14 protein-coding genes are annotated in these 14,184 nt (G+C 55.6%); 2 read left to right on the top strand and 12 right to left on the bottom strand.

What is annotated here, in order from left to right; translation table 11 throughout:
* Nucleotides 1–264: 264 nt before the first annotated feature.
* Nucleotides 265–1,596 (top strand): AAA family ATPase, encoded by a 1,332-nt coding sequence (locus BT173_RS13610; RefSeq protein ID WP_072429222.1) that lies wholly within the window; start codon nt 265–267, stop codon nt 1,594–1,596.
* 5 nt (nt 1,597–1,601) lie between these two features.
* Complete coding sequence (locus tag BT173_RS13605; RefSeq protein ID WP_175545606.1) at nt 1,602–2,312, top strand: retron system putative HNH endonuclease; 711 nt, start codon at nt 1,602–1,604, stop codon at nt 2,310–2,312.
* A 572-nt stretch (nt 2,313–2,884) separates the two neighbouring features.
* Here BT173_RS13605 and BT173_RS13600 read toward each other — a convergent pair.
* From BT173_RS13600 to BT173_RS13545, 12 genes are all read right to left on the bottom strand, one after another.
* The gene (locus BT173_RS13600) at nt 2,885–3,346 is read right to left on the bottom strand and encodes a DUF485 domain-containing protein (protein ID WP_072429220.1); all 462 of its coding nucleotides are present in this window, start codon (nt 3,344–3,346) and stop codon (nt 2,885–2,887) included.
* Nucleotides 3,347–3,698: 352 nt separating this feature from the next.
* A complete protein-coding gene (locus BT173_RS13595; protein ID WP_072429219.1) occupies nt 3,699–5,519 on the bottom strand; it encodes a DUF927 domain-containing protein in 1,821 nt (606 codons plus the stop codon).
* Nucleotides 5,516–6,601 (bottom strand): DUF7146 domain-containing protein, encoded by a 1,086-nt coding sequence (locus BT173_RS13590; protein WP_072429218.1) that lies wholly within the window; start codon nt 6,599–6,601, stop codon nt 5,516–5,518. The genes BT173_RS13595 and BT173_RS13590 overlap by 4 nt, the downstream gene beginning before the upstream one ends.
* On the bottom strand, nt 6,601–6,960 hold the full coding sequence (locus BT173_RS13585) for a hypothetical protein (protein WP_072429217.1): 360 nt from the start codon (nt 6,958–6,960) through the stop codon (nt 6,601–6,603). Before BT173_RS13585 ends, BT173_RS13590 begins: the two co-directional genes overlap by 1 nt.
* The gene (locus BT173_RS13580) at nt 6,953–7,189 is read right to left on the bottom strand and encodes a hypothetical protein (protein ID WP_072429216.1); all 237 of its coding nucleotides are present in this window, start codon (nt 7,187–7,189) and stop codon (nt 6,953–6,955) included. Before BT173_RS13580 ends, BT173_RS13585 begins: the two co-directional genes overlap by 8 nt.
* A 62-nt stretch (nt 7,190–7,251) precedes the next feature.
* Nucleotides 7,252–7,431 carry a hypothetical protein gene (locus BT173_RS13575; protein ID WP_072429396.1) on the bottom strand — a complete coding sequence of 60 codons (180 nt, stop codon included), beginning with the start codon at nt 7,429–7,431 and terminating at the stop codon, nt 7,252–7,254.
* A 320-nt stretch (nt 7,432–7,751) separates the two neighbouring features.
* Nucleotides 7,752–7,967, bottom strand: coding sequence for an Ogr/Delta-like zinc finger protein (locus BT173_RS13570; RefSeq protein ID WP_072429215.1), 216 nt, complete (start codon nt 7,965–7,967; stop codon nt 7,752–7,754).
* A gap of 403 nt (nt 7,968–8,370) precedes the next feature.
* A complete protein-coding gene (locus tag BT173_RS13565; protein ID WP_072429214.1) occupies nt 8,371–9,081 on the bottom strand; it encodes a hypothetical protein in 711 nt (236 codons plus the stop codon).
* Between the two features lie 11 nt (nt 9,082–9,092).
* Nucleotides 9,093–9,335 (bottom strand): helix-turn-helix transcriptional regulator, encoded by a 243-nt coding sequence (locus tag BT173_RS13560; RefSeq protein ID WP_072429213.1) that lies wholly within the window; start codon nt 9,333–9,335, stop codon nt 9,093–9,095.
* Between the two features lie 765 nt (nt 9,336–10,100).
* A complete protein-coding gene (locus BT173_RS19860; protein ID WP_245794182.1) occupies nt 10,101–11,915 on the bottom strand; it encodes an AAA family ATPase in 1,815 nt (604 codons plus the stop codon).
* A gap of 103 nt (nt 11,916–12,018) precedes the next feature.
* Nucleotides 12,019–13,164 carry a DUF4062 domain-containing protein gene (locus tag BT173_RS13550; protein WP_072429212.1) on the bottom strand — a complete coding sequence of 382 codons (1,146 nt, stop codon included), beginning with the start codon at nt 13,162–13,164 and terminating at the stop codon, nt 12,019–12,021.
* Between the two features lie 501 nt (nt 13,165–13,665).
* A partial coding sequence (locus BT173_RS13545) for a tyrosine-type recombinase/integrase (RefSeq protein ID WP_139256168.1) occupies nt 13,666–14,184 on the bottom strand: 519 nt, incomplete at its 5' end.

Raw genomic sequence — 14,184 nt, 5'->3', positions numbered from 1 at the left:
TATTCTCCATACAGGCCTTGGACAAAGCTCAGTAGTTAAGAACGGATCTCTCCATTTTGATTAGCACATAGCCACACAACGTCTGCTCACTTATGGTCGAATTAGGATTTAATTTATTGAAGAACTTAACGATCAGCAATGCACTGCCCAGGCCAGGTAAAATCACCCACCAATTTGGACACACAAGAATTTATTTTCGCAAGAGCCCGTAACCTCGGCTAAGCACCCATCAATAACCAAATATTAAGCCCATCGAGATAAATCATGCGAATCGATCGACTACACATCGAAAATTTCAGAAAATACGAGAAAGTCGATTTCAAATTTCACGCAAATTTTAATTTAGTTATTGGCGAGAATGGGGCTGGCAAAACTTCATTACTAGAAGCTCTGGCGGTTGCCATTGGGAGCTGGTTACTTGGGATCAGGGGTTATGATTCACGGCACATTCAGAAGCGCGACATTCGCCGCGAGACCCAGTTTATTGGTAAGCGTTTTGTACTGCGCGACTTCGCTCCTGTCAAAGTTGAGGCTTGGGGGGAAGTAGCCAACAAATCTAATGTTCATTGGTCCCGAGAATTGGGCTCACGCGACTATCGATCTCGGACCACTTACAGGAACGCAGCGCGCATTCGTGAACTGGCGGAAATGTGTGGCAAAGATGCAAACGAGGGCAAAGAGGTGATCCTGCCTCTTATTTCGTATTACGGCGCCAATCGCCTATGGGCGCTACCACCGGACTCTGATCGAGAGCCCTCACGCACAACTCCGCAGGATTTTGACAGAGAGGATGCTGCCAATGGTGATGCGGATTGGTTTAGTGACAGATTCCTCGGATATCGATATAGCGTAGACAATCGAACCGACCTGAAATCACTTATGCGCTGGATGGCATATGAGCGACGGGTAGAGCTTGATGAAGAAGATCAGTCACCCTACCTTAGAACCGTTCTTTCGGCTATTAACAAATGCTTGCCCGAGCATGTTAAGCGTGTTCGCTACAGCATCCGGCAGGAAACGCTAATGTGTGATTTTGACGATGGTCGTATTATTCCAATGTCAGACCTAAGCGATGGATATCGCACCATGATCGCGATCATTGGAGATATTGCGTTTAAAGCGGTATCGCTTAATCCGCATTTCAATGAGCTTGCAATTAGCGAAACACCAGGTGTCGTGCTAATTGATGAACTAGACCAACACTTACACCCTCGATGGCAACGAAGGGTTATCACAGACTTACGGCGCGCGTTTCCAAAAATCCAGTTCATCTGTACAACGCATTCGCCTCAGTTAATAGGACAAGCCAGGGCTGATGAAATAATTCTTCTAGGCAAGGAGGAAGTACATCCAAGTCAAAGCTTTGGTTTGGACTCCAACTGGATATTGCGTCATGTCATGGGTAGTGATGACCGCGATCCAGAGATCGCCTCAAAACTGGATGACATTTTCGAGGAGATAGAGAGCAATCAGTTCGACTCGGCCAAAAGCAAACTAAACGATCTCCGGCACTTAATAGGCGACCATCCCGATTTGGTGGAGGCAGAAGCACTAATCGGTCGCTATACGCGCTTTGATCGTAAGACGGCGGAGTAATGAGCATGAGGCATGTTGTCAAGAAAGCAGAGCCTCAGGCGTTGCGAGATTGGAAAAGTAGCAACCAACAATCGCCACAAAATTTGAATTACAGCAACTTGCCGAGCGATGTGAGAAATCAGGTAAGAGCTGCGCTTCTCAATGAGCAAGGCCACCTGTGTGCCTATACGTTGCGTCGCATTCGATCCATTACAGATTGCCATATCGAGCACATTCGCCCCCAGAATACGAACCCGGAACTAGATTTGGACTATGCCAACATGGCAGCCTGTTTTCCTAAAGATGGCGGCGACAAATCGTCGGGTTATGGGGCGCCTATCAAAGGAGGCCAGGGCATCAGCCTGAACGAGAATTTCATCTCACCTCATGAAGCCAGCACCAACAATAGATTCTTATACAACAGCAAGGGCGAGGTATCAGCCAGTGATCATGACGTGGCGGCACTCGGCACCATAAATATTCTGCAGTTGTGCCACAAGCAATTGGTAGAATTAAGACGGACTGCTATAGAAGCACACGGATTAACCATCCAGCGAAGCACTACGCGAAAATCTAAAAAACTAAAAAGCGCAGCTGAAGCGCGGCGATTCGCCAGGGAAGTTTTGCAGCCCGACTCAAATGGTCAATTGGAGCCATTTTGCGTTGTATTAGCGCAAGTGGCACTTAAATATGCCGACAACGAAGAAGCCCGCGCTAGGCGAATACGCTCCCAATAGAAGTGAAGTGATGTGATTGACTGGGTTAAACCCATTCAAAGAAAACAACCTCAGAGCGGACTCGTTAAGCATCTCAGCATTAGCGTTACCCACTTGGGCGATTGGTTGTCGCTGTACGTCGACGCCCCTTAGGACATTGCTCCACTTGCTCTCAAGCATAACCTCTGCCCGACATGGCACCTTAAGTAACTCTATTCAAGAGCTAACATATCGCCCTAACTTGCCAGTCTGCCGGCACCGAGCGTACGGTTATGGGAGCACTCGCTCTAAACAGCAGGGGCCTAGCGACGTTTCGACGTCCTTGCGCTGGCCTCGACGTGCCTTGCTTTCAGGCATCAATGACTTTGATGCGCCCCATCGTGGTAGGCGCAGATAAGAAAAAACCCGCAAAGCCATAAGCATTGCGGGTTTTTTCTTTGCTCTGAACGGGTCAAAGCGCTGTACTGGTGCGACTGCCTCTATCGAACAAAACTTCTAACTATATGTTTAATATGGCTTTTCATGAGCGTGATTTTTCATTTGGTACACAATTTGGTACACACCTTCAAAGCCTGTGCCTTTTTTGCATCTGACTAGCTGTCAGCAGGAGGAACCGAGGCGCCATTTCCAACGGGAGCAATTGGGGGCTTGGTCTCCGAACGGAGCTTGGCGATCTCGGCCTCTAGCTTCTCCAGCTGCAATGCCGCAAGCCGGTCGTCCCGTCGCTGGATGACGACATACCATCTCGTAGCCCCGAAACCACTCAGCACTAAGCCCAAGCCAATTACAAAGCCGACTGTGCTGTTTGCTGAGTTCTCGTTCTTCCTTGTGACCTCAATCAGCCGCTCATTCAAGGAAATCAGTCGTTCTTCCGCCTTTGTCTTGGTGGGCTTTGCTTGAAGCTCCAAGACCACCTGCGAGTACTTCACCTTGCGATCCAGAGAAGCGGTGTAGGTCGATACGAAGGCAAATATCCCTGACACGATCAAAGCCAGGCCGAACAAGCAGGCGAACTTGTAGATGTTGTCGGTTGGAATGGGGACTGACGGGGTCATGGCGCACGGTCGTTAGCTGTGGAAGTCAGAGCATAACCGGGCGGCGAGGATCGAGGCACAGGGCAGTTTTTCCACTTGCCTCCTATATACACACATTTTCAGCGTGTAACCCGTGTAACGGTGTAACCAAGCCCGCAAACCCGCACCAGTCAAGGCTTTCAGCGGTAACACCAAGGATTCCCCTGGCGGCCTGGGTGTTACCAAACGAGGTAACCAGGCGGGCAAATGGGCCCTTGGTTACCCCGCTTTTCCCTGTAGCGTAACGGGGGTGTAACTGCTTTCCTGCTGTAAGCCCTTGTCTTAGCAGCCTTCTTTTTCTTGGTTACACCGTTACACCGGTAACACCTTCTTTTTATGTCGCACTTGCTGTGGCTTCTGCTTCTGTCTCGTCCTTCCGCACAATGGCGATGAACTTGTAAAAGCGCCTCGGCTGCCTGGGTAGGTCGGGGGTCTTGTGCACCGAGGTGGACTTGCCGTCATTGCCCGTTTGCAGCATGTCTACTTTGGCCAGGGTGCTGGCGGCCATGGTCTTGTCGAAGCCCTCGGCCAGCTCGTCGCAGAACACGCCCGGAAACACCAGCCAGTACACCCCGGTGTCGGTGCGGCGGCGGTAGCCGGCGCAGTTGGGCATGAGGGGTTCGCGGTCGCTACCTGCGTCGTGCCAGTCGATGAAGCGCGCGAAGGCATTGGCGGCAAACCAGGCTTCCGCCTGTTCGATCACCTGGCTTTCTTCCCGATTGCCCAAGCCGTAACGCTTCAACCAGTCGTGGAAGCAGCGCTGCATGGCCGCATGGCCTTCGCCGGCCGCCCAACCGGTCAAGCCGGCTTCGGTGGCGATCTCGAGCGCTTCCCCGGTGACGGCGAAGCGGGCCGCCACGCGGCGCACCTGGCCGCTGGCTTCCACCGCATGCAGGCCCGCGAGGTAGTCGGGGGCGAGGCTGGCCAGTTGCAGGCGCTTGGCCAGGGCGGGCCGGTTGGCGGCCACATGGGCCACCAGGGCGCGGCCGGCAGTGCCGTGTTCGGCCTGTACGGCTTCATCCAGCGCCCTGGCCAGGGCATTGCTGTTCTCGTGGCCATGCAGGGTCTCAAAGGCCCCCAGACCTTGCCCGGCGTCAGCGGGCAGGCTGGCCAGGCGGACTTCCTGCCCGGCCCGTGTGCGTCGCCCGCCGCCCTGCATAAAGGCGGCCAGGTCGATTTCCCCGGTGCTGAGTACCAGCACCCGCCAGCGCAGCATGTCGCGGTTGCCGCCTTCCTTGGCGCCCTGCATCTTGCCGGTGCCGTTGAAGAGGCGGTAGGCGGCCATGCTGACCGCTTCCGGGCTGCCCTGGCCCATTTCATCGAGCAGCATGAGGCCGTCATTGCGGGCAGCGGCGGCATTGGCCAGGGCAATGGCGGTGGCGTCCCAATTCAGCAGCTGTTCGCGCGGCAGGCCCCACACCGAGGCGCCCACATTGGCCGAGGTGGTCTTGCCGCAGCCGCTCGGGCCATACAGATGGAAGCCACCCGACTCGAGACCGACCAGGCCGAGCAAGGGGGCGGCCAGGGCGGCGCCGATGGCCAGCATGGGCCGGGTGTTGCCCCTGGCCAGGGCGGCCACACTATCGCGCCAGCCGTCCACGCTGCCTTTCACCTTGTAGGCGTTGGCGTGGCTTTGGTCGCCCAGATAGAACAGCGGTACATCCGGGGTGCCGATGATCTCGCCACTCGGCAGGACGTAGGCGCCATGTAGCCAGCCACCGCGCTCGGTCACCTGGTGCATGGTGTCGCTGCCCCCGGTTTGCAGCCAGGCGGCCAGCTGCTCGAGCGCGCGGCGGTTGGTGGCCAGGGCCAGGCCGTGGGCGCGCAGCATGGCCCAGCTGGCCCGCTCGCCGATCTGGCTCAGCGGGATGGCCTTGATCTGGGTGTGGCGATTGCCGCGGCTTTGCCAGGACAGGATGCGGTAATGCTCACCGCCTTCATCGGTGCCCCGGCCAATGATCTCGAGCTTGTCGCATAACCACATGGGCGGGAGTTCGGTCACGGCGCCGGTTTGCGCATCGACCTTGGTGCCGACATAGCACACACCCTGTTCGGTCACCGCGACGCGCGGGCCGAGCGTGGGGCCGGGGTCGATGGGGTCGGGTGGCAGGCTGGCGGCGTGTTGGAGGATTTTTTCGTCATCCTGGCGGCTCATTGGGCGGCCTCCGGTGGGGTGGTGGGCTGGGTGGTGGGTTCGGGGTTGCGGGCAGCGCTGCGCTGGCTGGCGTTGAGGACGTCCAGCCAGTCGGTGCCGGCCTGGGCTGGCTTGCGGGTACGCACACGCAGGCCGGCCACTTGCAGGCGCTTGGCCAGCTTGGCGGCGGCTTTCTCGCCGGTGCCGCTCGGGTCGTGGTCGGCGAAGATGAACACATCGCGCACCCCCTCCGGCAGCACGACCCGCTCGAGGCCGGCTGCGCTGACACAGGCCCACACCGGCAGGCCGCTGCCGAGCTGGACCGCCAGGGCGGTTTCCAGCCCTTCGGCCAGGGCCAGGCGGCCTTCGCTGGGCGCATACAGCGGGATGGCCGCCCCCTGGGTGGCGCGCTCGCTGCGCACCATCAGCTTGCGGGCCGGTAAGGCTTCACCGGTTTCGGGGTGCGACAAGGCCAGCTTGTGGCCCTCGGGGCTGAGGTAGGTACGGTGCAGCGCGGCCAGCTGGCCTTCACGGTCGATCACCTGGGCCAGCAGGGCCGGGAACTGCCCCAGCGCCTTCGGCTCGCCGGCGACCTCGCACCAGTAGGGCAAGGCTGGGTGCAGGCGTAAACAGGCGGGGAAGGCGTCCAGACGAAGGCCCCGGCTGGCCAGATAGCGGCCTGCGGCATCGGTCGGGCTGAGCGGCCGGGCCTCGTCCCACAGGCGGGCCAGCTTCATGGCCTGCTGCTTGGCCGTGTAGCGGCTATCGGGTTTGCTGGGGACGGGCGCAGCAGGCAACGCAGGCGCCTGGCCGCCCGCGAGGCCGAGCACCCCGGCCACGGCCGCCAGGGCGCTGGCGAAGTTACCGCCCTGCCAGTGCATCACCAGGGCGAAGCCGTCGCCGCCCTGGCTATCCAGGGCACGGCAGACGAAGCGGCCGGCGTCCTTGTCGATCCACTGGAAACGGTCAGTGCCCCCGCAGCAGGGGCAAGGCCGGTTGCGGTGATGGGTGAAGGCCTCAGCCGGCAGGCCGAGCGCGCTCAGGATGAAGGGCCAGCGGCCCTGTGCAGCGTGGCGCACGGTCTCAGCGTCCAGGGTGCGCATCAGTGGCTCTCCTCATCCAGCAAAGCCAGGGCAGCCGGCGCACCGGCCATGATGGACGCCATCAGGCGTTCCAACAGCAGCGCGCGCTCTTTGGCGTTCAGGCTGACCAGGGAGGTTTCCACCAGGGGCAGCAAGGGTTGCAGGAAGCCTGCCAGCATGGCCCGGCCGGCGCGCTGGCTAACCTTCTCCGGCACGCCTGGCCGTTCCATGAAGAACAGCATGCAGGCCATCAGCTCGCCGGCCAGACCCTGGCCGGCCAGATAGGCCGCATCCTCGATGCGGATAAAGGAACGCGGATCACCGTTGATGAACTCGGTGGCCAGCATGAAGGGGGCTTGGGTCGTGTTCAGCTTAGACATGGTGGCGATCCTTGGGCAGATAGGCGCGTTGGGCTTGGAGCAAGGCAATCAGGGCATCGCAGCCCGCTTGGGTGGCTTCGGTGGTCAGGATGATCTGCAGGGTCTCGTCGTCGGCAATCAGGCTATGCGCCTTGCGCGGCAAAGCATGGGCAGGCAGGTCGGTACGCACACACGCAGGCAAGCCGGGGGCGTCCAGCCCGGCGTGCGGGTTGGGGATTTGCTGGTTCATGGAGTGGCCCTCGGCTTAGTTCGAGAGCGTGCGGCGATCAGCCGTCAGCAGGGCAAGCGCGTTCATGCGGCCACCTCGCAGACAGTGAAGCCCTGGGCAGCGGGAGCAATGACGGCGCGACGGCCTTGGGCGACCAGCAGGGCGCCAAGCGCACGGGCTTCGGCCTGGGTGGGCAGCGTAGAAACGGGGATGGAGCGAGGGGGGAAGACGGCGCGCAAGGCGCGCAGGCAGAGTTTTGGCATCAGGGCCTCCGTAGCTTTGAAGACCTGCATCCCGACGCCAATCGGGGTGGCAGGCACATGGCAGGATTGGCGTACCGGTGCTACGGAGACCGGCGAGTGCGAACACTCTCCCACCATGGCCCGCCATAAAGAGGACGCACCAATGGTGTTTGTCACGGACGCAAAAAAACCGCTCTGAAGGCGGTTGTCCGCCATAGCAATCGGGACGCCAATCCCGGTCGCGGGATTGACCGCGACAGCTGCATGGTCGTCCAGTTGGACGCACCCGTCAAGCGCGCTGCGTGTGGGTGTGAAGCGAAGTGAGGACATGGGGCACCTGCTCAACGGCGGGTCGCGGGGCGGCTGATCGGCAGGCGCACCAGGGGATTCGGGCGGGCGCTGGGCGACAGGGTGCGCACGACCTCGGTCACTGCGACGAAGGTATGGCCGCACTCGAGGTTGCGGCACTGATACCAGGTCTCCTTCGAGATCAGGGAAACCGGCTTGCTGGTGCGGGTGGTGGAGATCTGGCCGCAGTGGGGGCAGTTCATGCTCATGGCTGCACCGCCTGGCTTACTTCAAATGCAATGAGGGACTGTTTCAGTTGGGGCATGGAAGCCGTCCTTAAGCTATGTAAAAAAACGATCAAATAGGCGCATCAAGCTGCGTAAGCGGCGGCATTGAGCCACAAAGCCCCCACCGATCGGCTTAACCGTTTTTGAATGCCGATTGCCTTCAATGCCAGGAAACATGCGGTATAGCGCCGAATGCACTGCCCTGTACCGCAGGGGTTTTCTATTTCATCAAACGCTGATAAATCACTGGCTTTGCGCTCATTCAAATAAGTCGATCAAGTGGGTGGATATATTCTCTGAAAGCCGCGCTGGCAGCGGGTTTGAGGGCCTAACAGTCGGTCAGCATCCGGCGCTCGTCACCTAAGCGGAGATAGCCTGCCCGCTCTTAGCTGGCCAGTTCGGCTTTGCGCTGGGCACGTTGTTGGTTACGGCGGGCGCGGGCGGCAGGACTGGTTTCGGGCTCAATGCCGGCCCGGTCTTGCAGGTGCAGGGCGTCTTCAATCGGGCTGTCCTCGAACTGCACCTGGCGATTCAGCGCGGCGGGGAGCTTGTCGGTGAGCTGCGCGAAGGCGTGCTGGTTTGCCGTGGAGAAGGTGAACTGCTTCCAGGCCGCCCAGCGATCTTCGGCCTCCAGCGAGGTGGCCTTGAAGCGCATGCCGGCAATCAGGGCGGGCGGCAGTGTGGCTAGGCCTTCTTCGATCAGGGCATCGGCATAGGCCACGCGCAGGTGGTTGGCCTTGGTCAGATAGCTGGCCAGCAGGCCGCGGGCATCGTCCTCGGCTTCTTCCAGCATGAGTTCCAGATTGGCCACCAGCTCGCGGAAGTCTTCCGCCAGGGTGTAGGCGGCGCGCTCCTTGGCCTTCAGGTCGCGGAAGTGCTTGGTGAGCTGGCCAGCCAGGGCACGCAGCAGGCCAGCGGTCTCTTCACGGATACCGCGCGCTTCGCTGTCTGCCGCCTCGGCGCCTTTACGGTGCAGGGCGATCTCGGCGCGCAGGGCTGTCACCTCGTCGCGCTTGGCTTCGAAGGCCTGGCGGGCGGCCAGGACGGTATTGGCTTGGGTCTGTAGTCGTTCGATGACTTGGGGATTGGTCAGCATGGTGGGCGGGCTCAGTGTTGACGATGGGCAATGCGGGCGTCCTGCCACGCGGTGATTTCGGATTCCAGCCAGGCGACGGACTTGCCACCGAGCGGGATGGAGTGGGGGAACTCACCGCGCTGGATGGCGGCATAGATGCCCGAGCGGGACAGGGCTGTGCGGGACATGACCTCGGGCAGACGCAGGAAGCGTTCAGCCTTTGCGCTGGTGTCGGCCTTGCCTGTGGCGGCGGGTTTGGTGGTGGGGTGCTGCATCAAGACTCCTTGGCGAAAAATCGTTACCGGTGCATCCCGGTAGGTGCTGGTGTGCGTTGTTTGAACGCATGCCGGCAGTATTGCGGCCGGCCGCCAAGGGGTCATGCGATGGGGATTGTGTGGAAGCGCCACACAATGGCGGGTCGCCAAAGGGGTCCAGAGACGTCCTGCAAAGACTGGAAATCGGGTGGCTTGATTGATCTAGGCGGGGACGCGGGAAGCGGTGGCGCGCAGGCGACCAAACCGACTAGCGCCAAGCGCGGATTGCGATGCGCGCAAGCGCGCGCCTGCACGACCGGCAAACCGGCAGCGCGGGCGATAGCAATGAACGGATAGGGACGCGCCAGGACAGCGCTAGACGGCCCTTAGCGGGCTAGGAAATGCAGGCGGGAAGTGGGCGAAGCGACCGAGCTGGGGCCAGTTGCCCAGGTGCATAAGCTGGGTGCATAAAAACGCATAAATTGGCGAGGCCCTAGGCCCCCGCAGCGCGCCAGTGTTGGCGAGGGCGGGGTGGGTTCTGCAGGGTGCATAAAATGCGCCCTATGAAGCGGGCGGGCGTGGCGGGGATACGAGCGCGCGCCCAGGGGAAAGGCCGAAGTGAGGCCACACAATGTGGCGATCAAGCCAATATGAACTATGAGAGCGGAAGCGGTCGTTCAGTTGGAAGAATTCACAGACTTGATGACAAGTATTCCAAATGTCAAAGTGAACCAAAGGGAGCTGCTGCGGCGTACCTGCCAAGTACTGAGTTAGCGCCCCAAAAAATCAAGGCGCTAGTAACGAACTCTCAATGATGTCAAAGATTGAAGCAAAATTCCGAAAGTCTTCGGGAGTCCCGTTAGCACAGAACCAGTCACACAAATTTTTCTTTTCATCTTTATTGACTGATTTCTTTGCTGGCGTGACAACCTCGCAGCCTCGAATACGAGTAGTTGTCGAATCGGTTGAGTCAATAAATTGAGGGTGGCTTTTCTCAAGCCGAGAAATGATATCAACAGGAATGAGGTTTTCAATACCAATTGATATTGCAGACTCCACTACTGATGGAACAATCCGCTTAATAAGCTGCCCTTTCTCGGACGTCGCTTTGCCTGTGTCGCAGTCATAAAGCAGAAGTATTTTTGAGGGCAAAAGTTCCGCCAGCTGAACTTCATAAGATCGCCAGATTTTGTCTAAATTGCCAAATCCAGAACCATCCCTAAGCTGAATAGCATCGAGAACATGGGACTTTGCAAGCAATTCAGCAGCTCGAGTAATATACCGAATGTCGTAATCACCCTCAACGAAAACAATTGGACGCGAATTGGCCTTTAGAGCATTTAAGATATCCTGCCTGTACAGGCTTGTCTGTTTGAATGTTTCATAAGCCGCCGTAAATTCTGAGAAATCCGAAGCCGATAATACTTCGCCATCAGGCATATTTACTATTTTGAAGCCATCGCAGCCAAGGCGCTCTTCCAAGCCTAATAAAAACAGGGGCGAATGTGATGTTATTATAAATTGCACATTTGGGAATGATGCCAAAAGATTCGGTAATATTTCTTTTTGGTGAGAAGTATGAAGATGAGCATCGATCTCATCAATTACTACAATTCCGCGTATATCACTTAGATCATCCACGGAGCCGCCACTCAAGTCATAATCACGAATTGTAGACAGAAAAAGATTCAACAATAACACCTCCCCTGTCGAAAGCTGAAATATGTTTGGAATCCACGGGGCCTCGTCTTTAATTATTGAAATTAGCCGATTATGCCTAGTACCAGCCCCCAGCCGGACTTTTCCTTCCACACGAAGTGTAGTACGCAGTAGCTGTAAAACGGCCTCATAAATACGTGTGCTTTGCCCCTTAAATCCCCCGAACACAGGGACACTGATGCTTTCCTGACTTGGCCCAAAGGGCAGAGCTACATTTTGGGTCCGCATCTCAAAGGCTTGGCGATCAAAAATCAGGTCCAGAAGCCAGTTCCTATTCACCTTAAGGGGAGATGTTGAAATAATACTCCTATTGGAATAACGATCGACATGCTTTAACTCGGTATAAGCAGCCCTTTCCTTTAGGTTGTCAACATTCAGCCACGCAGGCTCTTCAAATCTGTTGACCGGAAAATATAAACAGCATTTATTCTCAAACAACTCTCTCGCCGACGGCTCATTTCGAGCCAGCGAACTTTCAAAGTGCGATAGCTCATTTGGAGAAATGGCAGTCCAGCTCCTCCTTGCCGGAGAAAAGGAAAAAATCTCCTCAAATTTAGACTTTATGACACTAAGTTGCCACTCTTCAACAAATTGCCCATTGGCAAATTCAGCACGCCCATATGAATAAAGTGCACCTGATCTAATATACTGAGGGCTCCTGTATTTGTAGACCTTGCCGTGTTCGACCTCGGTATCGTCGAAAGCTGCCTGCTTCGCGGCAATAAGTGTATTAACAAGATATGAAAGAAGGATTGTTTTGCCCGTGCCATTTTCACCAACGATTACTAATGGCTTGGGACTACCCGAAGCGTTCATGGGAAAATCAATTGATAGATGATCAATTGGCCCAGCATTCTCTATTTCAATTTTCCTGAAATACATGGAGCACCGTGTTATTTTGAAAGTAAATTTTAGAAACGAGGTTTAATCAATCGCCAAGAGAACCTTAAAAGAAAGCCGTCTGAGAAGCCGGCTGATTGCAGTACTAGGCTGCTGTATGCACATTATATAATTCAGGCTGAATGTCAGCGTTGCGATGATACTCCTCAAATTTACTCTTTCTGTATCTAAGCAAGCCAGCCCCCATTCTCTCGCTATCAGATAAAGCTTCATAAATTACACGTCTAGAATCCTCAGGCATTGAGACAAACGCCAACCAGTCAGCACCAATCTCGTTTAAAAACTCGATTGGGAATCGAAGCTCATAGAATGTGCCATCATCCTTAACAAGGATCGTTCTCCCAAAGAATCGTTCACGATCTCGTGGGTCGACTTCGAGCGTCTGTACAATTCCAGCCCTTTTCAAGAGCTCTTCAAAATTCATGCCACCCCTTAAAATAATACTAATATCAGCAAGCCTTAAGCCCATTAAGAAATCGACCAGACGCCTGTATTTTATAGCACCTCTTGCTATCTCTCTTGATTGCGTGTTGGCAATTGTTGATAGCACCGCCGTTTTTAAATCTTCAATCTGCTCCGCTATCCCAAACATGCGACGGCTTTCGTACTCTTTTTCTCGCGATTCTCTAAGCAGGCGTTGAAATAGCGAAGCCCACTGCTTCCTTAAATGATTCTCAATATCCTCAATTTTGGAAAATGAAACGACAGAATTTCCTCGAATCCGGCTCTTAAGGAAGTTTATAAATTCAAATGTATATTTTGCAGTTTCAGGTTTTTCTATTGATGGAAATCTAATCTGACCAACCAAATCCTTATTTTTTTCAAAAACAAGATGATCATGCCATACTTTTTCATCGACAAAGGCAAAGACGGGAACTTGCGACTCAACTGCTTTAAGCACTTCAAGTTGCGTAACTGATAGATTAGAAATATTCTCAATGGCTGAAACATCAAAGCCTGCATTGCTAATTCTCTCTAAACTAACAGAATTCAATGCTTCGGGAACGGCCTTCCCTCCAAAGCGTGATCCGACAATTAGCACTACCATGTCTGCACCAGGCACTTCTTGAAGGCAACTGGTATGTGTATGAGTTCTTGGATCATAAAGGATGTCAGAGTATTCGCTAAGAATTGGGTCGTAGCCAAGATCAAAGAGGAAATTACGAAGCTGCTCCCGCACAGCTCCTAAGTCATAGCACGTTGACGATACAAATATTTTTGGGCTTGGCATTGAGAAGATTCCTGAATCAACAAGAACTAAATTTGAGGTGATTGGCGCTGCTCGGCTCTAACATGCAGCTCCCATGATAACAACAGTATTATTCTCAGCATCAGCAGCACGTGCAGTTGCCTGATTCAATAACACAACGATTTATACGCAGGCCATTTAAATCCTACGTAAATCAATGTAATGAAACTGCAGGTATGCAGTCTTTCGCTATCCTACCGGACTTCATCCACCATAAGCATCAACAATTATGGTTTACCCCCCCCTCATCTGTTTTTCAGCAACAACACCGTCAAGTAGTGACGTTTGTATGAGCCTGCGCTGGATGGACATGCAGTATCCGCCTTCACCGATGAACAATTCCTACTCTAGTCTTGCTTGCTCAGAAAATCAGCGCACCACTGCATCATCTTGCGCCTGCCTTCAAGGTACTCCGCTCAGTGATAGCCAGCACGGACTTTGTTCCGCTCCAAATACGCCAGTTGCCGCTCGATAATGTCAGGATCAATTAACGTATTGCCCGTCAAGATAATTAGCCCACCATTGCATCATCTTGCGCCTGTCATCGAGATATTCCGCTCGATGATATGCAGCGCGGACCTTGTTCCGCTCCGCATGCGCCAGTTGCCGCTCGATGATGTCAGGATCAAAGCCCTCTTCATTCAGCACCGTTGACGCCAGCGCGCGAAATCCATGCGGGGTGGCCGTGCCGCTATAGCCCATGCGCCCCATGGCATAACTCAGGGTGTTTTCTGACATGGGCCGGTTGATATTGGTGGTGGCATGAAAGAGGAACGGGCTGCTCCCTGCCAAGGGCTTCAACTCAACCAGCAGTGCCAGCGCCTGGCGCGATAGCGGTACGATGTGCGGGCTGCGCATCTTCATCCGTTCTGCGGGGATGCGCCATTCAGCTCGCTCAAGGTCGAATTCCTCCCAAAGCGCTCCACGCAGCTCACCTGGGCGCACAAAGGTCAGCGCCAGCAGTTTGAAAGCTATTTTGGTGGCTCGGCGTAGTGGCTCAGC

It is taken from the genome of Chitinimonas taiwanensis DSM 18899, assembly GCF_900119825.1.
In the GTDB taxonomy this organism is placed as follows: Bacteria; Pseudomonadota; Gammaproteobacteria; order Burkholderiales; family Chitinimonadaceae; genus Chitinimonas; species Chitinimonas taiwanensis.
Note: the sequence above shows the minus strand (reverse complement) of the source record. Positions and strands in the feature narration are given on the sequence as shown.

What these genes read in the sequence shown, in the direction of transcription:
- BT173_RS13570 (WP_072429215.1), bottom strand. Translation starts at nt 7,967, where the DNA reads ATGAGCATGAACTGCCCCCACTGCGGCCAGATCTCCACCACCCGCACC.
- BT173_RS19860 (WP_245794182.1), bottom strand. Translation starts at nt 11,915, where the DNA reads ATGTATTTCAGGAAAATTGAAATAGAGAATGCTGGGCCAATTGATCAT.
- BT173_RS13600 (WP_072429220.1), bottom strand. Translation starts at nt 3,346, where the DNA reads ATGACCCCGTCAGTCCCCATTCCAACCGACAACATCTACAAGTTCGCC.
- BT173_RS13590 (WP_072429218.1), bottom strand. Translation starts at nt 6,601, where the DNA reads ATGCGCACCCTGGACGCTGAGACCGTGCGCCACGCTGCACAGGGCCGC.
- BT173_RS13575 (WP_072429396.1), bottom strand. Translation starts at nt 7,431, where the DNA reads ATGCCAAAACTCTGCCTGCGCGCCTTGCGCGCCGTCTTCCCCCCTCGC.
- BT173_RS13585 (WP_072429217.1), bottom strand. Translation starts at nt 6,960, where the DNA reads ATGTCTAAGCTGAACACGACCCAAGCCCCCTTCATGCTGGCCACCGAG.
- BT173_RS13550 (WP_072429212.1), bottom strand. Translation starts at nt 13,164, where the DNA reads ATGCCAAGCCCAAAAATATTTGTATCGTCAACGTGCTATGACTTAGGA.
- BT173_RS13560 (WP_072429213.1), bottom strand. Translation starts at nt 9,335, where the DNA reads ATGCAGCACCCCACCACCAAACCCGCCGCCACAGGCAAGGCCGACACC.
- BT173_RS13565 (WP_072429214.1), bottom strand. Translation starts at nt 9,081, where the DNA reads ATGCTGACCAATCCCCAAGTCATCGAACGACTACAGACCCAAGCCAAT.
- BT173_RS13580 (WP_072429216.1), bottom strand. Translation starts at nt 7,189, where the DNA reads ATGAACCAGCAAATCCCCAACCCGCACGCCGGGCTGGACGCCCCCGGC.
- BT173_RS13595 (WP_072429219.1), bottom strand. Translation starts at nt 5,519, where the DNA reads ATGAGCCGCCAGGATGACGAAAAAATCCTCCAACACGCCGCCAGCCTG.
- BT173_RS13605 (WP_175545606.1), top strand. Translation starts at nt 1,602, where the DNA reads ATGAGGCATGTTGTCAAGAAAGCAGAGCCTCAGGCGTTGCGAGATTGG.
- BT173_RS13610 (WP_072429222.1), top strand. Translation starts at nt 265, where the DNA reads ATGCGAATCGATCGACTACACATCGAAAATTTCAGAAAATACGAGAAA.